Source organism: Chloroflexota bacterium, assembly GCA_014360805.1.
GTDB lineage: Bacteria > Chloroflexota > Anaerolineae > DTLA01 > DTLA01 > DTLA01.
The window spans coordinates 1-21,770 of record JACIWU010000055.1 but is presented as its reverse complement, the minus strand read 5'-3'; the positions used below and the strand labels follow the sequence as shown (position 1 = coordinate 21,770).

20 protein-coding genes and 1 tRNA gene are annotated in these 21,770 nt (G+C 65.4%); 16 read left to right on the top strand and 5 right to left on the bottom strand.

Annotated features, from left to right (window positions below):
- From H5T65_10060 to H5T65_10040, 5 genes are all read right to left on the bottom strand, one after another.
- Positions 1 to 1,511 (bottom strand): peptide ABC transporter substrate-binding protein (locus H5T65_10060; protein ID MBC7259580.1); only part of this gene is annotated, 1,511 nt, incomplete at its 3' end.
- A 185-nt stretch (positions 1,512 to 1,696) separates the two neighbouring features.
- Complete coding sequence (locus tag H5T65_10055; protein ID MBC7259579.1) at positions 1,697 to 2,116, bottom strand: hypothetical protein; 420 nt, start codon at positions 2,114 to 2,116, stop codon at positions 1,697 to 1,699.
- The gene (locus H5T65_10050) at positions 2,116 to 2,697 is read right to left on the bottom strand and encodes an RNA polymerase sigma factor (GenBank protein MBC7259578.1); all 582 of its coding nucleotides are present in this window, start codon (positions 2,695 to 2,697) and stop codon (positions 2,116 to 2,118) included. Before H5T65_10050 ends, H5T65_10055 begins: the two co-directional genes overlap by 1 nt.
- Positions 2,698 to 2,853: 156 nt before the next feature.
- The gene (locus tag H5T65_10045) at positions 2,854 to 4,017 is read right to left on the bottom strand and encodes an alanine--glyoxylate aminotransferase family protein (GenBank protein ID MBC7259577.1); all 1,164 of its coding nucleotides are present in this window, start codon (positions 4,015 to 4,017) and stop codon (positions 2,854 to 2,856) included.
- Positions 4,018 to 4,453: 436 nt separating this feature from the next.
- On the bottom strand, positions 4,454 to 6,187 hold the full coding sequence (locus H5T65_10040) for a PASTA domain-containing protein (protein ID MBC7259576.1): 1,734 nt from the start codon (positions 6,185 to 6,187) through the stop codon (positions 4,454 to 4,456).
- 109 nt (positions 6,188 to 6,296) lie between these two features.
- Between H5T65_10040 and H5T65_10035 the strand changes: the two genes are divergently transcribed.
- The 16 genes from H5T65_10035 (at position 6,297) to H5T65_09960 (ending at position 21,275) form a co-directional block, all read left to right on the top strand.
- Entirely contained in the window at positions 6,297 to 7,223 is a 927-nt protein-coding gene (locus tag H5T65_10035) for a diacylglycerol kinase family lipid kinase (GenBank protein ID MBC7259575.1), read from the top strand.
- Positions 7,224 to 7,239: 16 nt separating this feature from the next.
- Positions 7,240 to 8,286 (top strand): calcium/proton exchanger, encoded by a 1,047-nt coding sequence (cax, locus tag H5T65_10030; GenBank protein MBC7259574.1) that lies wholly within the window; start codon positions 7,240 to 7,242, stop codon positions 8,284 to 8,286.
- 66 nt (positions 8,287 to 8,352) lie between these two features.
- Positions 8,353 to 10,812 (top strand): DNRLRE domain-containing protein, encoded by a 2,460-nt coding sequence (locus H5T65_10025; protein ID MBC7259573.1) that lies wholly within the window; start codon positions 8,353 to 8,355, stop codon positions 10,810 to 10,812.
- A 281-nt stretch (positions 10,813 to 11,093) separates the two neighbouring features.
- On the top strand, positions 11,094 to 11,612 hold the full coding sequence (tsaE, locus tag H5T65_10020) for a tRNA (adenosine(37)-N6)-threonylcarbamoyltransferase complex ATPase subunit type 1 TsaE (GenBank protein ID MBC7259572.1): 519 nt from the start codon (positions 11,094 to 11,096) through the stop codon (positions 11,610 to 11,612).
- On the top strand, positions 11,609 to 12,301 hold the full coding sequence (tsaB, locus tag H5T65_10015) for a tRNA (adenosine(37)-N6)-threonylcarbamoyltransferase complex dimerization subunit type 1 TsaB (GenBank protein MBC7259571.1): 693 nt from the start codon (positions 11,609 to 11,611) through the stop codon (positions 12,299 to 12,301). Before tsaE ends, tsaB begins: the two co-directional genes overlap by 4 nt.
- 32 nt (positions 12,302 to 12,333) lie before the next feature.
- A complete protein-coding gene (gene rimI, locus H5T65_10010; protein MBC7259570.1) occupies positions 12,334 to 12,912 on the top strand; it encodes a ribosomal protein S18-alanine N-acetyltransferase in 579 nt (192 codons plus the stop codon).
- 202 nt (positions 12,913 to 13,114) lie between these two features.
- Complete coding sequence (gene rpsB / locus H5T65_10005) at positions 13,115 to 14,062, top strand: 30S ribosomal protein S2 (GenBank protein ID MBC7259569.1); 948 nt, start codon at positions 13,115 to 13,117, stop codon at positions 14,060 to 14,062.
- Positions 14,063 to 14,170: 108 nt separating this feature from the next.
- The gene (gene tsf, locus H5T65_10000) at positions 14,171 to 14,770 is read left to right on the top strand and encodes a translation elongation factor Ts (protein ID MBC7259568.1); all 600 of its coding nucleotides are present in this window, start codon (positions 14,171 to 14,173) and stop codon (positions 14,768 to 14,770) included.
- A gap of 67 nt (positions 14,771 to 14,837) precedes the next feature.
- Complete coding sequence (locus tag H5T65_09995) at positions 14,838 to 15,554, top strand: UMP kinase (protein ID MBC7259567.1); 717 nt, start codon at positions 14,838 to 14,840, stop codon at positions 15,552 to 15,554.
- A 40-nt stretch (positions 15,555 to 15,594) separates the two neighbouring features.
- Entirely contained in the window at positions 15,595 to 16,152 is a 558-nt protein-coding gene (gene frr, locus H5T65_09990) for a ribosome recycling factor (protein ID MBC7259566.1), read from the top strand.
- 159 nt (positions 16,153 to 16,311) lie between these two features.
- On the top strand, positions 16,312 to 17,037 hold the full coding sequence (gene uppS / locus H5T65_09985) for a di-trans,poly-cis-decaprenylcistransferase (protein MBC7259565.1): 726 nt from the start codon (positions 16,312 to 16,314) through the stop codon (positions 17,035 to 17,037).
- Between the two features lie 100 nt (positions 17,038 to 17,137).
- Positions 17,138 to 17,923, top strand: a complete 786-nt coding sequence (locus tag H5T65_09980) for a phosphatidate cytidylyltransferase (GenBank protein MBC7259564.1) — start codon at positions 17,138 to 17,140, stop codon at positions 17,921 to 17,923.
- A gap of 128 nt (positions 17,924 to 18,051) precedes the next feature.
- On the top strand, positions 18,052 to 19,149 hold the full coding sequence (prfA, locus tag H5T65_09975; GenBank protein ID MBC7259563.1) for a peptide chain release factor 1: 1,098 nt from the start codon (positions 18,052 to 18,054) through the stop codon (positions 19,147 to 19,149).
- A complete protein-coding gene (prmC, locus tag H5T65_09970) occupies positions 19,139 to 20,014 on the top strand; it encodes a peptide chain release factor N(5)-glutamine methyltransferase (GenBank protein MBC7259562.1) in 876 nt (291 codons plus the stop codon). The genes prfA and prmC overlap by 11 nt, the downstream gene beginning before the upstream one ends.
- Before the next feature lie 305 nt (positions 20,015 to 20,319).
- A tRNA-Arg gene (locus H5T65_09965) sits at positions 20,320 to 20,393 on the top strand.
- Positions 20,394 to 20,519: 126 nt separating this feature from the next.
- Complete coding sequence (locus H5T65_09960) at positions 20,520 to 21,275, top strand: S1 RNA-binding domain-containing protein (GenBank protein ID MBC7259561.1); 756 nt, start codon at positions 20,520 to 20,522, stop codon at positions 21,273 to 21,275.
- The last annotated feature ends 495 nt before the right edge of the window (positions 21,276 to 21,770 follow it).

The window sequence follows — 21,770 nt, the reverse complement described above, 5'->3', positions numbered from 1 at the left end:
TGCACCAGAATCTTCTCAGCCTGGAAGTAGAGTTCCTTGCGCTTCGCCGGATCGGAGGAAGCCGCCGCCTCTTCCGTCAGCCGGTCAAACTCCGCGTTGCTCCACTTGATGTCATTGGAGCCGAGCGTGCTGTGGAAGACTTCCAACACCCAGTTGTTCTCATCCGGGTAGTCGGCGCACCAGCCGAGGCGGTAAATCTGCGGCGTGTCCGGGCCGTGGATCGTCTTCAGATAGACCGCCCACTCCTGGTTGGCCAGTTTGACCTCAACGCCCAGGTTCTCCTTCCACTGCTGCTGGATGAACTCGGCGATGCGCTTGTGGCCTTCCGAGGTGTTGTACATCAGGGTGATCTCGGGCAGGCCCTTGCCATCGGGATACCCGGCATCGGCCAGCAACTGCTTCGCCTTGGCGGGATCAAACGGGATCTCCGGGAAGTTCGGATCTTCCGCCGGCGAGCCGAAGATGCCCGGGCAAGCGAAGGTCTTGGCAGGCTTCTGGCCGCCCTTCAGCACGGTGTCAATCAGTTTCTGGCGGTCAAAGGCCATGGAGAACGCCTGGCGGACCAACTTGTTGTCAAAGGGCGGCTTGGTGTTGTTGAACCCGTAGTAGTAGGTGCACAGGTACGGAGCGATGTACAGTTCCTTGCTGAGCACCGGATCTGCCCTTACGCGGTCCAGGTCTGCGGAAGGAACACCCGCAACATCCAGTTCGCCGTTCTCGTACATGGCGAAGGCCGTGGACGCTTCCACCACCATGGCCCAGTTGATGGTCTCAATGGAGACGTTCTTGGCGTCATAGTACTTCGGGTTCTTCACCATGACCATCTTGTTTTCATGTTCCCACGTCTCCAGCATGTAGGGGCCGTTGGTCCAGATGTTGCCCGGCTCGGTCCACTTGTCGCCGAACTGCTCAATGGGCTCGCGAGGAACGGGGCGGTTGACCCACATGCCCGCGATACCGGCGAAGAAACCGGCCGGCTTCTCCAGCGTGAACTGGACGGTGTAGGCATCCAGCGCCTTCACGCCGACCTCGTTGGCATCGGTGATCTCACCCGTGTTGAACTTCTGGCCGTTCTTGATGATATAGTCCACATACGCGTAGTCGGAGGCGGTAACCGGGTCCAGGGTGCGCTTCACGCCATACTCAATGTCATAGGCGGTTACGGGGCCCTTCTCCGTTACCTTCTTGGTGGCGGGGTCGTAGTGCACCCAGACCACGTCCTTGCGCATATAGAACGTCCAGGTCAACCCGTCGGGGGAGACTTCCCACTTGGTAGCCAACTCGGGGATCGTCTCCAGCGTCTTGTCGTCAAAGTCGGTCAGGCCCAAGAACAGCAACTCATCGCACTGCACCGACGTGGTGTCCGTGGCCAGGCCGGGGTCCAGCGTGGGCGGCTCGGTGCCAAGGTTCATGTTGATGGACTTGGCCAACTTCTCGCCCCCGCCGCCGCAGGCCCCCAGCACCATCGCGACGACAACGAGCAGCGAAACCAGCACGAACTTCTTGTTCATCTTCCCATTTCCTCCTTAGATTCTTTACGGATTTTGAACTACCCAAGGGCTTTCTGTCGCGTCAGGTTTCGGCAACCACCCCCTTTCCGGTTTCAGAAAGTCCACGACGGTGGGGACATGATGCATGGAACAACTCGGGACAGCGAGTCTATGCTATTATAGCATATTCTTGCGTTTCGTCAAGCCTATTGGGGCCAGCGCCAGGCCCCAGGCGCAGGTTGTTGCTGGTCCAGTTGCATCAACCGTTTGGCATTGAGCACATCCTTCGGATACCGGTCCAGCGCTTTGCTGTAGGTAGCCGCGACAACCGTCGGCACGGCCGTGCGATTCCATCCGGTCGTGGGGAACCCGCGGCTAAGCCCCAGGCCAAACCCCAGCACCAGCACCGCGAGCACCACGCCCTGGAGCAGGTTGGCCAGGCGGGTCTGCCACACGACCCCGCGGGCCTGCCGGTCTGGCTCAGGCTGAGCGGCCTCAATCCGCGCGCGCACGCGCTGCCACACCTGCGGCGAAGGCTCCAGCCCCTCCGTCTCCGCGCGCAGGGCGTCGCGGATCGCCCAGTCCAACTCCTCGTCCGAAACCCTACGTGCTCGTTCCCACATCATCAGAACTCGTACACGACCTCTGGCTCTGCTTGCCGCAACCGCTCCAGCGCGCGCCTCAACTTCGCGCGCCCGTAGTGCAGCCTGGACTTGACCGTGCCCACCGGGCAGTCCAGGACGTAGGCGATTTCCTCTATAGAGAAACCGCCGAGATAGAACAGCACCAACGCCACCCGCTGGTCAAACCCCAGGGTATCCAGCGCCTTCGCCAGCACGTCGCTCACTTCGGCGCGGTGAAGCGCCACCTGGGGCGACTCGGTTCGGGCCGAATGCTCCCCCGCCGCCAGGAAGTCCAGCGGCAGAATCCGATAACGCTGCGCCTGCCGCCACCAGTTGTAACTCAGGTTCACGGCGATCCGATGCAGCCAGGGCCCCAGCGACTCGCATTCCACCACGCGCCCGATGCTCCGGTACGCGCGCACGAAGCATTCCTGCGTAACCTCTTCGGCGGCGTAGCGGTCGCGAAGGATAGCATAGGCCGTGCGGAACACCATGGTGCTGTACTTCTTGTACAGCGCCTCAAAGGCCCCTATGTCGCCCGACCGGGCTTGCGAGACGAGGGCAGCGTCCGCACTTTCTGCCACAACAAACACTCTCTCTATTTGCAAATACAACGGCGTTGCCCCGAAGGTTCAATTTCCGCGAAATTTTCCTCAACGCCATCTCGGTTCGGCCCGTTGTTGGCGGCCCCGTACGACGGATGCCATTCCGCGCCAGTGCGAGCGGGGCGCCGACACGCTCTAGATGCCCATGGCGCGCTGGGCCGCCTCTACCCCGCGCCCCATCTCCACCGGATAGCCCAAAGCTCCAAGGCCGCGCTCTATCGCGCCGACCGTCGCCAGGATGTCGGACGGCCCCGCCGGCCCCATGTGGCCCACGCGGAAGTAGCGCGTCTTGATGTCGGGGTGTAGGCCGCCCGCCACCACCACGCCCTCCGCCGCGATCTTGCCCAGCAACTCGGCGCCCACACCATCGGGATAGTACACCGCCGTCAGGGTCGTGGCGGCAATCTCTGAGCGCGCAGGCACCTGCCGCAGCCCCAGGGCCGCCATCGCCGCCTTGAACCCGTCGCTCAACCGTCGGTGGCGCAGGAACCGCGCATCCATCCCCTCGGCCAGAATCTGCGCCAGACTGACCCTGAGCGCGTACACGAGGTTGACCGCCGGCGTGCCGAAGTAGGCAGCCTTGCGCTGGCGGTAGGCTTCCATGATGGGCAGCCACTTGCCCCAGTCGGCGTAGTAACTGCGCACCAGCGTCTTGCGGCGGCGAAAGGCCTCAATCGCCCGCTCGCTGGCCACCAGCAAGGCCAGCCCGGGCGGCACCGATATCGCCTTCTGCGACGCGGTGAGGTACACGTCCACGCCCCACTCTTCCTGGCGGCACTCCATGCCCGCCGTCGCGCACACGCCATCCACAACCGACAGCGCGCCGTGCTCCCGCGCCAGGGCGGCCAGCGCCTTGACGTCGGTCGCGACGCCGGTGGACGTGTCCACGTGGGTTACGGCCATGACTTTGTATGGGGCCGACGCCAGTTTGGCCTCCACCTGCGCCATGTCGGGCACCTCGCCCAGCGGCGCCACGATTTCGTCCACCTCGGCCCCCTGGCGGCGGGCGATGTCGCTGAACCGCTCGCCGAACACGCCCGTGCGCAGCACCAGCACCCTGTCGCCCGGCTCCACCAGGTTGGCCAGCCCCAGTTCCATGGCCAGCGTGCCCGAGCCTGCCACAACGAACGGATACCCGTGAGGCGCTAGGAAGACCTGCAGCATATCGTCCAGCGCCTGGCCAAACAGATCAATGAACTCCGCACTGACGTGGCTATCCGTGGGGATGGACATGGCGCGCAACACAGCGGGGTCAAACGAAATGGGGCCAGGGATCATCAGCAGTTGGCGTTCGTTCATTCTCCCTCCCGACCAGGCAACCCGGCGCACTCCTGCGCCAGAATCCAATACAAAATCCCGCCGCTCGTATTGTACACGCATTTGCGCGGCTATGTCAACTCAAGCACCCAAACGCTAGTGTTGGGAGGGCAACGTGCGACGCACCTCGGAGGTGCGTCGCACGTGCTCCCCTATCCGGATTCGCGCGCATTTGCGCTATTCGCGGTTGCAGTCCGTAGGGCGGCTTCCCATAGCCACCAGGGACACGGGGCAGGTATGGAAACCTGCCCTACGCTCTGTTCCCCATTCGCGCGCATTTGCGCTATTCGCGGTTGCAGTCCGTAGGGCGGCTTTCCATAGCCGCCAGGGACACGGGGCAGGTATGGAAACCTGCCCTACGCTCTGTTCCCCATTCGCGCGCATTCGCGCTATTCGCGGTTGCAGAGCCTACGATCGCTTACGGGCTTGACACCGCGACGCGATGGACCACCAGCGCGTTCCCTTCCGAGTCGGCCCGGCCCGATTGCACCACGGGCACGCGCTCGTTTGCCTCGGGCAGGTACAGGCCGACCAGCACGCGGTACTCGCCGGGCGGCGCGTCGGCCGGCACGGTGAGCATGTGGGCGTCGGGAATAACCTCCCCCGCCGTCCAGGTCGTCGTGGGGCGGCTCCCACGGGCCGGCTCGCTGTCGTCCTGGGTAACGATCTGCCCGCTCGCGTTCACCAGGTGCACGAAGACCGAGTACCGATTCTGAACGGGCCGCAGCGCCTGCCAGCGGAAAGTAACGTGGAGCGTCTCGCCCGGGCGCAGCGCTCCCCGGTCTGCTTCCACCGTCAGCAGGCGCGCCACATCGCCAAGCGTCGCGTTGATGCTGAGAGTGCGCCCCGACGAAACCTTCAGGAGCACGGTTGTCCCCGGGATGACTTGAGTTCCGGCTGGCGGGTCTTGGGCGATCACCGTGTCGGACGGGCTTTCGCTCCACACATCCTGCCGCGCGGCGTTCAGGTTGCTGCCGGCAAGCGCGGCCTCGGCTGCGCCATACGACTGCCCCACCACGTTGGGCACCGTCGTCTTGTCGGATCCTTTGCTCAGGATGAGGCGCACCGTGCTCCCGCGCGGCGCTCGCTGCCCGCCCGGGGGGTCCTGGCTGATGACTTTGCCCAGGGGCACGGCGTCGGAATACTGTTGGCCCGCGACCTCGGCCAGCAAGCCCGCCTGGGCCAGCACCGCCCAGGCCGTCGCCTCGTCCAGGCCCGTCAGGTCGGGGACCACAACGCTGCTGGCGTCCTGCGCGCCCGGCGACGGCGCCATCGCCACAGGCGCGGCGTACCGCGCGTACACCGTGGCCCAAAGGGGCACCAGGCCCAGAATGGCGAGAAGAGCCATGACGGCCAGGGCGATACCCACGGCATCCCACCCTTGCGCGGGTCGGGGTTGTGGGGCCACCCGCGTCGCGGGCCTGGCCGCAGGGCGCGCCTGGGGCAGCGAGAGCGAGCGAAACGCGGGCCTATCGGGAAGCGAATGCCACCGCGACCGCCAGTAGGCCGCCAGCGCCTGGGCCAGGGCGTGCACATCGGGATAGCGGTCCTCGCGCAGGAGCGATGCGAAGTCCGGCGGCGCCGTCCGGGCGTCGCCCAGCATGGCGCGCAGCAACGCGAGAAGCCTGGCCACGTCGTCCCGTGCGTCTCCCGCGGCGGGCAGGCCGAACACGCGCACCGCCGCGCCGGGCAGCAGCCGCACGTTACCCCGCCCGTCCAGGGCGAAGTCCGCAAGCCCCAGCCCCGCGGGGGAAACGCCCGCCTGGCGCAGATGGGAGAACAGGGAGCAGAGTTGCAGCCCGATGTCCACAACGCGGGCCACCGAAAGCCCGCCTGCTTTCTGGACAAGGCGCGGGAGCCAGAAGTCGCCCGGCCACTCGGCCACGGCATACTCCACGCCGCGATCCCGCCCGTAGCCCACAAGCGCGGGCAGCGCGGGGTGCGACACGCCAGCCCAACGTTGCAGAATCTGCCGGATGCCGGGCAACGGGGGCGCAGCATCGCCCGACGGCGCGCGGAACACGAGAAGCGCCACCCTCTCGCCCGAACGCGTGTCCTCGGCGCGGTAGGTGATCGCCCGCGAGTCCGCGTAGGCCCGCGCCAGGATGCGATAGCGACCGCCTACCAAGTCCTGTTGTGTTCTGCCTTCCATGCCCACCGCGCTTGCACCAGATTTGCCCCCATTCTACATGGGTTTCCCCTTTTGTTCAAAAGCCTCCCCGGTGCTATAATTCGGGCACCTCAAAGGGATGGGCGGGACTATGAAGGCCAGACTCATCTACAACCCTCGCGCGGGGCAGCGCGATTTGACCCAAGACATCCTTGCCGCAAGAGACTACCTGGCGGCCCATGGCTGGTTCGTGGATTGGTTTGTGGAGAACGACCCGCACCGCATCACGGAACTGTCCAGGGAAGCCGCGCAGGCCAGCTACGATGTGGTGATCGCGTCGGGGGGCGACGGCACCATCAGCCGCGTCGTGAACGGCCTGGCCCGCACCGAGACCGCGCTGGGCGTGCTACCCGCAGGCACCGGCAACGCCTGGGCGCAGGAGATGGGCATCCCCGTGTCCAAGGTCTTCACGCGGCGGGCGCTGCTGGAAGCCGCCGATGTCCTCCTGCGCGGCGAGATACGGACGGTGGATTTGGGCAGGGCCGGCGAGGATTACTTCCTCATGTGGGCAGGCGTCGGCTTTGACGCCCGCGTAACCGAGGTAGTGAGTTGGGAACTGCGCCGCCACATCGGCAACCTGGCCACGTGGATCGCCGGCTTCCAGGTAGCCCCCGACTACGCCGGCACTCCGGCCACCATCACCGTGGACGGCAAAACCTACCGCAGCCAGTTCATCCTCACCGTCATCGGCAACGCCCAGTCGTATGCGGGCTCCGTGCGCATGACGCCCATCGCACGCCTGGACGATGGCCTGCTGGACGTGTGCGTGTTCAAGGGCAAGGGATTCGCCGATACGCTCAAGCACCTGGTCAACGTCCTTTCGCAGACTCACATGATCAGCCCCGACGTGGAGTACTACCAGGGAGAGCGCATCCACATAGAGGCCGACGAGCCGCTGCCCGTCCACCTTGACGGTGACGCGATGGGCCGCACTCCGATGGATTTCGGCGTCGCGCCCAAGTCGCTGCGCGTAATCCTGCCGCAGAACGCGCCCGAACGCCTCTTTATCTCGCAGTAGCGGCTGGACTCGGACCATGAAGCCTCTGTACTATCTCGGCGTGGCGGCCCCGATCGCGATCCTCGGCGACCTGCTGGGGTGGAGCCCCGTGGCGGTGTTCATCCTCTCGGCCGCGGCGCTGATCCCCCTCGCGGGGCTTCTGGGCCAGGCCACGGAGGAACTGACCGCGCACACCGGCCCACGGCTCGGCGGGCTTCTCAACGCCACACTGGGCAACGCCGCCGAACTCATCATCACCATCTTCGCCATTCGCGCGGGCCTGCTGGAATTGGTGAAGGCATCCATCACCGGCTCTATCCTTGGCAACATCCTGCTCGTCCTGGGTCTCGCCATGTTTTTCGGCGGCCTTCGCAACGGCGTGCAGGCGTTTGACCGCGAACACGCTGGCATGAACGCCACGATGATGATCCTCGCCGTCGTCGCCTTGATTGTGCCATCCGTGTTCAGCCACACGATTGACCTCGTGGACCATCACGGCGTGGAGGCGCTAAGCATCGGCGTTGCGATCGCCATGCTGGTGCTCTACGCGCTGAGCCTGGTGTACGCGTTCCTGCCGGGGCGGGTGCCGGTGCAGGCCCACGAGCACACGCCGAGCAAAGCGCGGTGGTCCGTGCGCACGTCGCTCCTGTGGCTGGTGTTCGCCACGGTCCTGGTGGCGTGGCTGAGCGAGATTCTGGTGGGCGCCGCCGAGCCGGTAGTGGAAGCCTGGGGCATCAGCGAGTTCTTCCTGGGCATCGTCATCATCCCTTTGGTGGGCAATGTGGCCGAACACCTGGTTGCCGTGCAGGCGGCCTGGAAGAACCAGATGGAACTGGGCATGGCGGTGGCCGTCGGTTCCAGCCTGCAAATCGCCCTGTTCGTGGCCCCGCTGCTCGTGTTCATCAGCCTTCTGTTCGGCAATCCGCTGACGCTCGTGTTCAACGAGTTTGAGTTGGTGGCGTTGGCGGGGGCCGCACTCGTGGCCGGTATCGTCGCCCTGGACGGCAAGAGTAACTGGCTGGAGGGGGCGCAGTTGCTGGCCGTGTACGTCATCACCGCCCTGGCGTTCTACTTCCTGCCGTAGCGACGCCCCGCGCAGGGCGCCGCCAAAACCGGTAGCAACAGGCTATCCTTGTTGGGAGACCGACCCATGCGCCACAAGGTACTGGTTCTGCTAATGGCAGCCCTCGCCCTGCTCGCGCCGGCGGCGGTGCGGGGCATGTCTGGGGCCGTCGGGGGAGACGGCGCCGCGCCCACCGCCGCCGAAACGCCGCCCCGCCCCAGTTTCATGGGCCTGAACGCCTACTTCGGCGAACTCCACCAGCACACCGGGTACTCTACCGATGGCTGCGGCCTGCCCGAGGAGGCCATCATCGCCGCGCGCAACACGCGCCACAACGACTTTATGGCCATAACCGAGCACAACAACTCCTTCCACGTGCCTGAAATCGGGTCGCTGGCCCGCGGCTGCCGCATCTCCCAGACCGACCCGCGCAAATGGCAGACGCTGGGGGAACTGGCCGAGCGCTACACGCAGGACGGGTACTTCATCCTTCTGCGCGGCTACGAACACACCCGCGACGAGGGCCATCTCAACGTGTTCAACTCCGAGGAGATGGTCTCGCCCGTGTGGGTGGACGACTTCTACTCGTGGCTGGCCGGGCAGCCCCCCGATGTCTTCGCTCAGTTTAATCATCCCATGCCCCTGGACTGGGTGGGCGGCATAGGGGATTTCAACGGGTTCGCCTTCTTCCCGCCCGCCGCGCCCAAGATTCCGCTGATAGAGAACGCGGCCGCGCCGCCGTTCTACTTCGCGTATCCGCGCGCGCTGGCCAATGGCTGGCAGGTGTCCTCGGTGGGCTACGGCGATGGGCACTACGCCAACCAGGCGGGAAGCCTGCGCTACGGCGTTTTCGCGCCCAACATCACCAGGCGTGACCTGATTGACGCGCTCCGCAGCGGGCGCACCTTCGGCAACACCGACGGACAGTTGGCCGTAGCCCTCGTGGGCAATGGCCGCTGGATGGGCGAGCCGACCTCCGCGGACGCGATCACATTCCGCGCCTACGCCGCCGACCGCGCCGGCGATGCCATCGTGAAGATGGAGTTGCTCGGCAGGGACGGCTTCATCACATCGTGCGCGCCGATGACCACCCCGGCCGAATGCCAGTTCCACGTCGCGGAAGTGCGCCCGGGCGACTTCTTCTACGTGCATGTCCTGGACGCGCGGGGCGATCACGGCTGGAGCGGCTCCATCGTGAGGCCCATGTACACCCGCCTGCAAACGAACCCGGCCACGCTGCGGTTTGCCTTCGGCGACGGCAACCAGCCGCCGCAATCCCAGGCGTTCCTGCTGGAGACCAACGACGGCCGCGACGCCGCGTGGCAGGCGGTGGCGCAGAACGACTGGATTCGCATTGAGCCTTCGCAGGGCGACCACCTGCCGGCCGCCATCACGGTAACCGTCCTCCCCGCAGGGTTGCAGCCCGGCCTCCACATTTCGGGCATCGCCGTTGAGGCGGTGGGAAGCGACCACCTCCCGCTGGTTGAAGGCGTCCAGGCCGAAGTCGGCGCGGTGCCGGCGGTGGCGATCACGGTGTCGCCGCGCATCACCGAGTGCATCGTCCCATTTGAAGCGCCGGCCGTAACGGGCACGCTGTTCGTGTCCACGTCCGCGCCGGGCTTGTCGTGGTTCGCCACGCCGGCGGTACCCTGGATTTCGCTGGCGCAAACCAACGGCACGGGCAGCAGCGCGGTTGAATTCACCGCCAACCTGGCGGGGTACGCGCCGGGTCAATACGCCGGCCAAATCGTGGTGATGGCCGGCGCGCAGATTCGCGTCTCCGAGGTGCGGATGGCGCTGCGCCCGTATCGGGCCATCGTGGCCGCGCTGCAACAGGGCAAGGACGGCTACGCGGGCGTCGGCGACTCCTACCTGGACCAGTACGCGCCCACCACATCCCAAGGTCAGAGAGGAGGACTTGTCGCGCGGGCCGCCGGACTCCAGGTCCCCCTGCTGCGATTTGACCTGTCCCATATCCCGACCGACTCCACAGTGCTCACCGCGACGCTGTCGCTGTACGCGTTGGAGAAGAGCACACAATCGGAATTGATGATGCGCATCTACGAGGTGCTGGCTCCGTGGGACGAAAACGGTGCCACCTGGCAGGAACGCTCGGCAGGGCAACCGTGGCGGAAGAACGGCGCGGCCCTCCGCTGCGAGGACACCGCGTGTGAACCCATCGCCCACATGCGCGTCAACGAGATCAAACGCTGGTACACGTGGGACATCACTTCCCTTGCGAAGAAGTGGGTGGCCAGCCCCGACACGAATCACGGCATGCTGCTGTTCGGCGAGTCCAGCGCCAACATCGCGTTCACGTTCTACTCGTCCCAGTCCCACCCCTATCAGGCCGCGTTCAGGCCGCGCCTGGACATCGTGTACGGCGAGCCCACGCCGACGCCGACGGCCACGCCGACACCGACCGACACGCCCACTCCGACGCCCACGCCCACCGAGACCCCAACCCCCACGCCAACGCCAACGGCAACGCCCACCCCGCCGCCGGTGTACAGATTGCGCTTCCCCTGCCTCTGGCTGCGCCGGTAGCGGTGAATCCGGTCTCGTAGGGCGGCTTCCCATAGCCGGCGCTTGGGGCAGGTATGGAAACTTGCTATGGGCCTAGGTGCTGGACCCAGGTGCGACGCACCTGGTGTTCGCACCGCCGAGATCGCGGAGAACGCGGAGTTTTCGGGGTAAATCTCCGCGGTCTCCGCGTGCTCCGCGGTGAATCCGAGTAGGCAGAGCGATGAGAGTGGCCGCAGCACGTTGCGGGGAGCGTCGCCCCGTTGTATAATGCAGGCGTACAGATATGCCGGAGGAAGCGCGCCGTGTCTCCCGTCTTGGACGAAAGGATGCTAGACTTTATCAGCCACAGCGACGCCCAGACGCGACGGCTGGGTGCGCGCCTGGCCGCCCTGCTGCGCGGGGGCGAGGTGATCTGCCTGGAGGGAGAACTGGGCACGGGCAAGACCTGCTTGGCCCAGGGCATCGGCAAGGGCCTGGGCGTGGAAGAGCCTATCGTCAGCCCCAGTTTCACCCTCATCCGAGAATATGCCACCGCCCCGTCGCGCCCCAAATTCATCCACGTGGACTTGTATCGTCTGGGAGAGGATGACCTGCCCACGCTGGGACTGGAAGAGTACCTCAACCTCTCGTGCGTCGTGGTGATTGAGTGGGCCGACCGCATGGGCGCGAGCACGCCGGAGAAGCGCCTGGAAGTGCGTCTGCGCTTCGTGGACGACACCAAACGCGGCCTCACGTTTGTCGCCTACGGGGACGAACATCGGCAACTGTTGGAGGCATTTCGGCGCAGCATGTTCGGGGGCGACAGAGGAGGAGAGCGGTGATTGCTCGGGACGCCATCGTGCTCGCCATAGATACGGCCACGTCCACCGCGGGCATCGCCCTGTACAGCGAGAACCGCGTGCTGGCAGAAGCCACGTGGGTAACCCAGGGTAACCACACGGCGGAACTGATGCCGACCCTGGCGTTCGTGATGGAGCGGCAGCACCTGAAGGTGCAGGACTTAGGCGGGCTGGTCGTTTCCATCGGGCCTGGGTCCTTCACGGGGACGCGCATCGGGCTGGCCGTTGCCAAGGGCCTGGCGCTGGCGCACAACCTGCCTCTGGTCGGCGTGCCGTCGCTGGACGCGCTGGCCTACGCCCATGCGCCCTTGCGGCTCCCCACATGGGCGGTGGTAGAAGCCGGGCGGGGGCGCTACTGCGCGGCGCTGTACGGCATCCAGCGCGGCCAATGGCAGAAAATCTCGCCGTACCGAATCGTGAAGTTGGATGCTTTGGTACCCGACGGCAACCACAAGACCCTCTACTGCGGCGAACTGGATCGCGCCGCGCGGGAACACCTGCGGCAGACATTCGCCGACCTGGCGATCCTGGCCCCAAGCGCCGCCTCACTCCGCCGACCCGCGTTCCTCGCCGAATTGGGCTGGCGTCGGCTGCTGGCAGGCGAAACCGATGACATCGCGACGCTCAGCCCCATCTACCTCCAGCACCCCGTGTCGGAGAGGGAGCCGTGAACGGCGAGGACTTGCCCTATCTCCTGGAGCCCATGCGGGTACGGGACATCCCCGAAGTGCTGGAAATTGAGCGGGTTTGCTTCTCCACGCCCTGGTCGTCGCACGCGTACCGCTACGAGATAGAGGAGAACACCCTGTCCTGGTACGTGGTGGCGCGGCCTGCCCCCACACCGACGGCGCGCGGGGTCTTCGGCAAGATCAGGAGACTGCGCCTGTCGGCGCCGCCGCGCACGCCCATCATCGGCTACGGCGGATTCTGGATGATGGTGGACGAGGCGCACATCAGCACGCTGGCCGTGGCGCCTCCATACCGACGGCGCGGCGTCGGCGAATTGCTGCTCCTGACGATGATAGAGGAAGCCCAGCGGCGGGGCGCATCGGCGGTAACGCTGGAAGTCCGGGTCAGCAACCTGCCCGCTCAGCGGCTGTACGAGAAGTATGGGTTCACGATCCAGGGGAGGCGCGTGCGCTACTACAGCGACAACGGCGAGGATGCCTACATCATGACGACGCCCCCACTCCGCTCCGCCTCGTACCGCGAGACGCTGGCCGCCCTCAAGGCCCGCCTGTACGAGCGGCTCTCCGCCGAGAAGCCCCCCAGCGGCACGTAGGGCCCGTCTTCCTTCTCGCCCGCGATGAGCCGCCGCACGCCCGATTTGGACAAAACGCACGGTTGTGGTATAGTATGCAGTCGGATGCCAAAGGCATCCGATAATTTTGCACGCCCTCCAACTGAGTGAGCCGTGCCGCTGGGACAGGCGTCCGGCGGTCCTCACCGGGATGACGAGGGCGGAAGAAAAAAACGGAGGGAATATGGCGATCGTTTCAATGAAAGAACTCCTGGAGGCGGGAGTTCACTTCGGGCACCGCAGGCGGCGGTGGAACCCGAAGATGAAACCCTTCATCTTCACGGAGCGCAAGGGGATTCACATCATTGACCTGCAGCAGACGCTGAGTCGGCTGGAGGCGGCTTACAACGTTACCCGCGAAACCGTGGGCAACGGCGGCATCGTCCTCTTCGTGGGGACCAAGAAGCAGGCGCAGGACACCATCGCCGAAGAGGCCACGCGCTGCAATATGCCGTTTGTCAATCAGCGGTGGCTGGGCGGAACGCTGACCAACTTCCGCACCATCCGCCAGCGGATTGAGTACATGGAGGCGCTGGAAAGGCGATTTGAGAGCGGCGACATCAACCGCCTGACGAAGAAGGAAATCCTGCTGTACCAGCGGGAACTGGAAAAATTGCATGTCCGCTTTGGCGGGCTGCGCAAACTGACCCGCCTGCCGGATTTGCTGTTCGTGGTGGACGTGAAGCGGGAGGAAATCGGCATCAAGGAGGCCCGCACCCTGGGCATCCCGGTCATCGCCATGGTGGACACCAACTGCGATCCCGATCCGGTGGACTACGTGATCCCGTCCAACGACGACGCGATCCGCGCCATTCGGCTGATGACCTCCAAGATCGCCGACGCCGTGCTGGAAGGCCTGGCCATCCGCAGCACGATGGAAGCCGAAGAGGAAGCCGCCCGCGAAGCACAGGCCGCGGCAGAAGCCGCCCGCAAGACACAGGCCGAGGAGGCCGGAGAACTGGAATACACCTACGAGGATGAGGACGAGCGCCTCTTGGGCGAGTCAACCCTGGCGAAACTGCGGTCTGGCCTGTTCGCAGGCGAAGATGACGAAGACGCCACCGAGGAGCATGAGGTCGAGGAACTAGAGGACGAGTTTGAGGCCGAAGATGTAGAGGACGAAGAAGAGTAGGCCCGGCTACAACAGGCCCTCTCACAATACGAGTCAGCGCGGGCCGGTCGCCCGGTGGCAACCGGCGGCGTGCCAATCACAACGCGCGACTCACACGAGGAGTCTATCATGGAGATCACGGCAACAATGATAAAGGAACTGCGCGAGCAGACAGGCGCAGGAGTTTTGGATTGCAAAAAGGCCCTGGAGACAAACGGCGGAGACTTCCAGAAGGCCATTGCCTATCTCAAGGAGAAAGGGCTGGCGGCGGCAGCGAAGCGCGCAGACCGCGAAGTGCCCGAGGGCGTCATCGGCTTCTACGTGCATCCCGGAAGCCGCGTCGCCGGACTGGTGGAAGTGAACTGCGAGACCGACTTCGTAGCACGCACCAACGAGTTCCAGCAGTTGGCGAAGGACCTGGCCATGCACGTCGTGGCCATGGCGCCCAAGTACTTGTCGCCCGAGGACATCCCGTCGGCCGTGCTGGAGGAAAAACGCCGCGCCGCGCTGAGCGAACTTGAGGGAACCAACAAGCCCGCCGAAGTCGTGGAGAAAATCGTCCAGGGGAAACTGGAGAAGTTCTACAACGAGGTCTGTCTGTTGCGCCAGGCATTCATCAAAGACGAGACCATGACCATCCAAGACCTGGTAACCCAGGTGGCGGCGAAGGTCGGCGAGAACACTCGGATCCGGCGCTTCGTCCGCTACGAAGTGGGCGAGGAACTGTGATTCGGGACAGGGGATGCAACCGGTGTTGCATCCCTTGTTTTCAGCCCACAGCCCTGTGGAGGCAGGTATGCCGCAACTGAAGTACAAGAGGATTCTGCTCAAGGTCGGCGGGGAGGCGCTGGCAGGCCCGAAGGGGTACGGCATTGACCCCGAGGCCGCCGAGGCGCTGGCCGCCAAGATCGCCGTGCTCAAATCCTACGGCGCAGAGGTGGCCATCGTGCTGGGCGCGGGCAACATCTGGCGCGGCATTGACGGCATCAGCCACGGCATGGAACGCGCCACCGCCGACCACATGGGGATGCTGGCCACCGTCATGAACGCGCTGGCGCTGCAGGACGCGCTGGAGCGCGCGGGCCTGGATACGCGCGTCCAGACCGCCATTGAGATGCGCGCCGTCGCCGAACCCTACATCCGACTCCGCGCCATCCGCCACCTGGAGAAGGGGCGCGTCGTCATCATGGGCGCGGGCACCGGCAACCCCTTCTTCACCACCGACACGGCAGCGGCCCTGCGGGCGGTGGAGATCAACGCCGACGTGCTCATCAAGGCTACCAAGGTGGATGCCGTGTACGACGCGGACCCGCACAAGCATCCCGAGGCCAAACGCTTTGAGAAACTCACGTACATTGAGGCGCTGAACCTGCGCGTGGGCGTGTTGGACAGCACGGCCATCAGCCTGTGCATGGACAACGACATGCCCATCGTCGTCGTCAACTTGTGGGAACCGCACAGCGTAGAGAAAGTGCTGTTCGGAGAACCGATCGGCACACTCATCTACCATTAGGACGGTTGCTTTCGGGCAAATCGGCCAGGGCAGGTGCACCATGATTAAGGAACTGCTGACAGAAACCGAACAACGTATGGAAAAGGCGCTGGAAGCCCTTTCGTCCGACCTGGTCGGCATCCGCACAGGGCGGGCGTCGCCTGCGCTGGTGGAGCGGCTCATGGTGGACTACTACGGGGTGCCCACGCCGCTGAACCAGATCGCCAGCATCGCCGTGCCCGAACCCAGGCTGCTGGCCATCCGCCCGTGGGATCAGGCAGGGCTGGCCGCCATTGAGAAGGCCATCCTGAAGTCCGATCTGGGGCTGACGCCGATGAACGACGGCAAGATCATCCGTCTGGTCATCCCGCCCCTGACCGAGGAACGACGGCGCGAACTGGTGAAACTCGTCGCCAGGCGCGTGGAAGAGGCGCGCGTGGCCATTCGCAACCTGCGCCGCGATGCCATTGAGACCGCCCGCGAACTGGAAGAAGAGAAGATGATCTCCGAGGATGATCTGTATCGCGCCAAAGAGGAGATTCAGGAACTTACCGACCGCATGATCCAGCGGGCCGACGAAATCGGCAAGCACAAAGAAAACGAGATCCTTGAAGTCTAGGCTGGCAAACCGCAGTTTCGGCCGCAGAATACGCCGCAGAACGCATCGCGCGCGTGCCCATCTGCACCGACCTGCGGTTTTGCTATCGGAGTGAGGGCGAAGGTGGGCAATCCCAAATGGCCGCCGCTGTCCCGAATCCCGCGCCATGTGGCCATCATCATGGACGGCAACGGGCGCTGGGCGCAGGCGAGGGGGCTTCCCCGCCTCGCGGGGCATCGGGCCGGAACCGAAAACCTGCGACGCATCTTGCAGGCGTGCGCCGATTTCGGCATAGAAGTGCTGACCGTCTATGCGTTTTCTACCGAGAACTGGGCACGCCCCGAAGAGGAAGTCAAGGGCCTCATGGCGCTGCTGATGCAGTATGTGCGGCATGAACTGGACAACCTGGACCGCAACGGCGTGCAGATTCGCCACAGCGGCAAGGTGGAAGGCATCTCGCCCGACATTCTCCACGAGATAGAGCGCGCCGTGGAGCGAACCCGCCACAACTCCAAGATCATCCTGAACGTCGCCTTCAACTACGGCGGGCGGGCCGAAATCGTAGAGGCCACGCGCCGCATGATACGCGACGGGGTCAAGCCGGACGAGGTTACCGACGCGCTGTTTGAGCGGTATCTGTACACCGCCGGCTTGCCCGACCCCGACCTGATCATCCGCACGGCGGGCGAGATGCGGCTGAGCAACTTCCTGCTCTGGCAGGCCGCCTACGCCGAATACTACTCGTCGCCGGTCTACTGGCCCGACTTCAACGAGGCCGAACTGTACAAGGCCCTTGCCGAGTACGCCAGGCGCGAACGGAAATTCGGGCGGGTTCCGCCTGCCGGCGGCGGCATCGCGGGGGACACGCAGGCGACCGCCGCGCCCGGCGCCGAAGCATCAGGCTAAACGGGCAAAGCCCCAAAGGGGCTTCGCTCCTTCAGCGCGGGGGTGAGGTATTCACCCGACGCTAAAGCATCGGGCCGAAACGAATAGCAGGAGCATGACCTTGTTACGAACACGCGTACTCAGCGCCGCCATACTGTTGCCCATCGTAGCGGTGGTGGTCTATCTGGGCGGGCTTTGGCTCTTCGCCCTGATGGCCGCTGCCCTGTCGCTGGCTGCCTGGGAATTCCGCGGCATGATGCGCAAGGGCGGCTTCCGGCCGGAGTTCCTGTGCCTCTACCTGCCGCTGGCAGTCCTGCTGGTGCTGGCGCAGGGGCGGTGGGACGCCTACCTGCCGCTGGCGCTGACGGCGCTGTTCATCCTCACCCTGTCGTGGCAACTGCTGCTGCCCAACCGCACGACGCCGACCGCCGACTGGGCGTTGGCATTGGGCATGGGCTTGTACCTGGGCTGGATGGGCGGGCACTTCCTGCGCATCCGCGCCCTGGACAACGGCCTGGCATGGGCCGCCATCGCGCTGGTTACGACCTGGATCAGCGACAGCGGCGCCTACTTCGTCGGCACGTGGCTTGGCCGGCACAAACTGGCCCCCCGCCTCAGCCCCAAGAAGACCTGGGAGGGCATCGTCGGCGGATGGCTCACCGCCGAGGTCGCCGCCGTCCTGCTGGGGCGGCTCGTGGGCCTCACCACCCCCCAGGGGCTGACCATCGGGCTGGCCGTCGCGGTCCTCGCGCCGCTCGGGGATTTGAGCATCTCCATGATGAAGCGGCAGGTCGGCGTCAAGGATTCGGGCAACCTCATCCCAGGGCATGGCGGGATGCTGGACCGGCTGGATAGCCTGCTGTTCGTCGTCCCGGCGGTCTACTACTTGGCGACCTGGTTCCGGTAGCCACGCCCAGTGGCAGTTTCGCACGCGCCATTCGCGCCCCATCCACATTTGACGGAACGACGATTCCCAGTAGTATTCTGTGAAGAAGGGGCCTGCGGGCCCTTTTCGCTGTGAGAGGACTTGCGAATATGTTTGAGAAGTTGGCTCAAATTGCCGAGCGATACGAAGAACTGAATAGATTGATGGCCGACCCGGAAATCAGCCAGGACCACGAAAAGGTGCGCATCTACGCCCAAGAGCAGGTGGAGATTGAGCCCATCGTGTCGTTGTACCGCCGCTACCAGGCGGTGGAGCGACAGATAGAGTCGGCGCGCGCCCTGCTGGAAGAGGAGACCGACGAGGAAGTGCGCGAACTGGCCCGCGACGAGATCCAGAGCCTGGAAGCGCAGAAGGACGAACTCTACCAGCAACTGCGCCTGGCGCTGTTGCCCAAGGATCCCAACGACGAGAAAGACGTCATCGTGGAGATTCGCGCGGGCGCGGGCGGGGACGAGGCGGGGCTCTTCGCCGCCGAGTTGGCCCGCATGTACATGCGCTACGCCGAATCCAAGGGCTGGAAGACCTCGGTCATCAGTTACAACGAGAGCGGCATCGGCGGCTACAAGGAGATCATCTTTGAGGTTCAGGGCCGCGGGGCCTACTCGCGCCTGAAGTACGAGAGCGGCGTCCACCGCGTGCAGCGCGTGCCGGTAACCGAGTCCAGCGGGCGCATCCACACATCCACGGCGACGGTGGCCGTCCTGCCCGAGGCCGACGAGGTGGAGGTGGAGATTGACCCCAACGACCTGCGCATTGACGTGTACCGCTCCACCGGCCACGGCGGCCAGAGCGTCAACACCACCGACTCGGCCGTGCGCATCACCCACATCCCCACAGGCATCGTGGTCTCGTGCCAGGACGAACGCTCGCAGTTGCAGAACAAAATGCGGGCGATGAGCGTGCTGCGCGCGCGGCTCTACGACATGGAACTACAGAAGCAAATCGCCCAGCGGACCGACGCCCGCCGCGCCCAGGTCGGAACCGGCGAACGCAGCGAGAAGATCCGCACCTACAACTTCCCGCAGAACCGCGTTACCGACCACCGCATTCACTACACGACGCACCGACTGGAAGACGTGCTGGCCGGAGACCTGGACGAGATCATTGACCAACTGGCCCTGGCCGACCAGGCCGAGAAACTGAAAGCGTCGCTGGAACAGAGCATCGGAGAAAGCAATGGCCGATAACGCACTGCGTACCATTCAAGAGGCGCTCCTCTGGGCGACGGAGCGGCTGGCTGCCGCCGGCTGCGAGACACCGCGTCTGGACGCCGAGATCCTGCTGTGCGAGTGCGCGGGCGTGGGGCGCGCCTTCCTGCTGGCCCACGGCGCCGAGTGCGTGCCCGCCGAGGCATGGCCGCGATTCCAAGAATGGGTCGCCCGCAGGGAGAAGCGCGAGCCGCTCGCCTACATCACCGGCCACCGCGAGTTCTACGGCATGGACTTCGCCGTTACGCCCGCAGTGCTGGTGCCGCGCCCCGAGACCGAGCACCTGGTGGACGAGGTCCTGGCCCTGGCACAGACGAGGTACAGGACCGCGCAAACCATCCTCATCGCCGACGTGGGCACGGGCAGCGGCGCTATCGCCATCGCGTTGGCCGCCCACCTGCCCCACGCGCAGGTCTGCGCGCTGGATTCATCCCGCGAGGCGCTGGAAGTCGCCTGGCGCAACGCCCAGCGCCACGGCGTGCGGGACCGCATGTGCCTGGTCCAGAGCGACCTGCTGGAGCGCCTGCCGTGGGCGGTGGACATCCTGGTGGCCAACCTGCCCTACGTGGCCGACGAGGAGTGGCCGACGCTGGCCCCCGAGATCCGCTTCCACGAGCCGTCGCACGCCCTGCGCGGCGGCGCCAACGGCCTGGACCTGATCCGCCGCCTGTTGGGCCAGGCCCCGGCGCACCTTCGGCCCGGGGGCGCGGTGGTGCTGGAAATCGGCGCCGGGCATGCGGCGGAGGTGGAGCGGCTGGCGCGGGCCGCGTTCCCCGGCGGGCACACCCGCGTCGGGCAGGACTACGCCGGCCTGGACCGCATGGTGGTCATCCAGACGCCCTAGGTTTCGGGCGCAGGCCGCGGGGCTGGAACCGCGAATCGCGCGAAACCACGCGAAGCAGAATAGACCCTTGGGGTCTCGGAGGGGACGGCTTCGGGGCTTCGCCCGTCGCAGGATAGCCCCCGCAGACCCTAAAACCGTCGCGGCCCGCGCGCTCGGTTCTATTTTATGTTGATGAACAAGGCGCGGCGCACTTCCGGAAGTGGACCGCACACGTACCCATGCCGCGACCAACAGAGTTCGGAGCCGACACCGCCCGCGCGCCCGTTTTGGCGTGGAACCGGCGGCGTGTTATAATCGTGCTGCGCGCCCCTGTAGCTCAAAGGACAGAGCGAGGGCGTCCTAAGCCCTGTCGTTGGGGGTTCGAGTCCCTCCAGGGGCGCCTGCGTTTGACACAACACGGCTCATGTGATATCCTTGTGGCACAAGGCGCCGGGACAGCGGGCCTTGTTCTTTTGCCCGCCAAGCGTCCCATAGGCTCGTAGAAAACCCAGGAGGCATTGTCTTTATGGAGAATCATCCGCAGGAACTCGCACAGGCCCCCTCGTCCGAGGCTCCAGCCGTGCTGAGCGTGAAGGACCTCAAGAAGAACATGAAGGTCCGCGGGACGGTCAAGCGTGTGTCCGAGGTCGGCGTGTTCATTGACGCCGGACTGGACGGCGAGGGCTTCCTCCACGCTTCGGAGTACCGCCCGCTGGGCAAGAACAAGGGGATTGAGTTTCACGTCGGCGATCCGATCACCGTCTGGGTCAAGGCGGTGGCTCCTGACCTGAAAAGTTTCCGCGCCACGCTGAAAGAGCCCCTGAAGTACCGATTGTCGGACCTGAAGCCCGGCATGGTGGTAACGGGCAAGGTGGTGCGCATCACCAAGTTCGGCGCGTTCGTGAACATCGGCGCGCGCAACGATGGCCTCGTCCACGTGTCCGAGATGTCCGATGAGTTCGTCCGCAATCCGGCAGATGTGGTGTCCGTAGGCGACGAGGTTCAGGTCAAGATCCTCAAGGTGGAAGGCGACAAGATTTCCCTCAGCATGAAGGCGCTGATAGAGAAAGAGCCTGAGCCCGCCGAAGGGGTCGCCGAGCCTGAAGAGGAAGAGGAAGCCATCCCCACCGTCATGGAACTGGCGCTGCAGCAGGCCCGCGAGCGCGCCAAGAAGCAAGAGCGCCGCGCCCGCGCGAAATCAAAAGAGCCGCGCAGCCCCAGCCCCGTGGACGACATCATTGCCCGCACCTTGCAGTACCACCGCGAGCAGAGCAAGAAGTAGCCAGGGCTGCACCCTGCCGGCCGCCCGATCGGCCATTCCCGATGCCAAAGCCCCGCGGGGCCACACCAGCCCCGCGCGGGCCACGGTCATCCACGAATCACACGAATCGGCACGAATGTAAAGCCTGCTCCGCCCGACGCTAGAGCGCGGGGGTTAGCCCCGCGCGGCCATGCCGCCACGCCCCGCGCGACTTTCGCGCCTTTCGCGCCCTTTCGTGCCCTTCGCGATCCAAACGCCCCTCAGCGCGGGGGTTCAGCCCCGCGCGGGCATGCCGCCACGCCCCGCCCGACGCTGAAGCATCGGGCTGAATGCGCAAAGCCCTGCGGGCTAGCACCAGCCCCGAAGGGGCTTCGCCCACGTAGCGCGGGGGTTTAGCCCCGCGCGGGCATGCCGCCACGCCCCGCCCGACGCTGAAGCATCGGGCTGAATGCGCAAAGCCCTGCGGGCTAGCACCAGCCCCGAAGGGGCTTCGTCCACGTAGCGCGGGGGGTTAGC

What these genes read in the sequence shown, in the direction of transcription:
- rimI (MBC7259570.1), top strand. Translation starts at nt 12,334, where the DNA reads ATGCGGGTACGGGACATCCCCGAAGTGCTGGAAATTGAGCGGGTTTGC.
- H5T65_10035 (MBC7259575.1), top strand. Translation starts at nt 6,297, where the DNA reads ATGAAGGCCAGACTCATCTACAACCCTCGCGCGGGGCAGCGCGATTTG.
- cax (MBC7259574.1), top strand. Translation starts at nt 7,240, where the DNA reads ATGAAGCCTCTGTACTATCTCGGCGTGGCGGCCCCGATCGCGATCCTC.
- H5T65_10025 (MBC7259573.1), top strand. Translation starts at nt 8,353, where the DNA reads ATGCGCCACAAGGTACTGGTTCTGCTAATGGCAGCCCTCGCCCTGCTC.
- H5T65_10055 (MBC7259579.1), bottom strand. Translation starts at nt 2,116, where the DNA reads ATGATGTGGGAACGAGCACGTAGGGTTTCGGACGAGGAGTTGGACTGG.
- uppS (MBC7259565.1), top strand. Translation starts at nt 16,312, where the DNA reads ATGGACGGCAACGGGCGCTGGGCGCAGGCGAGGGGGCTTCCCCGCCTC.
- prmC (MBC7259562.1), top strand. Translation starts at nt 19,139, where the DNA reads ATGGCCGATAACGCACTGCGTACCATTCAAGAGGCGCTCCTCTGGGCG.
- tsf (MBC7259568.1), top strand. Translation starts at nt 14,171, where the DNA reads ATGGAGATCACGGCAACAATGATAAAGGAACTGCGCGAGCAGACAGGC.
- frr (MBC7259566.1), top strand. Translation starts at nt 15,595, where the DNA reads ATGATTAAGGAACTGCTGACAGAAACCGAACAACGTATGGAAAAGGCG.
- H5T65_09960 (MBC7259561.1), top strand. Translation starts at nt 20,520, where the DNA reads ATGGAGAATCATCCGCAGGAACTCGCACAGGCCCCCTCGTCCGAGGCT.
- H5T65_09995 (MBC7259567.1), top strand. Translation starts at nt 14,838, where the DNA reads ATGCCGCAACTGAAGTACAAGAGGATTCTGCTCAAGGTCGGCGGGGAG.
- rpsB (MBC7259569.1), top strand. Translation starts at nt 13,115, where the DNA reads ATGGCGATCGTTTCAATGAAAGAACTCCTGGAGGCGGGAGTTCACTTC.
- H5T65_10045 (MBC7259577.1), bottom strand. Translation starts at nt 4,017, where the DNA reads ATGAACGAACGCCAACTGCTGATGATCCCTGGCCCCATTTCGTTTGAC.
- H5T65_10040 (MBC7259576.1), bottom strand. Translation starts at nt 6,187, where the DNA reads ATGGAAGGCAGAACACAACAGGACTTGGTAGGCGGTCGCTATCGCATC.
- prfA (MBC7259563.1), top strand. Translation starts at nt 18,052, where the DNA reads ATGTTTGAGAAGTTGGCTCAAATTGCCGAGCGATACGAAGAACTGAAT.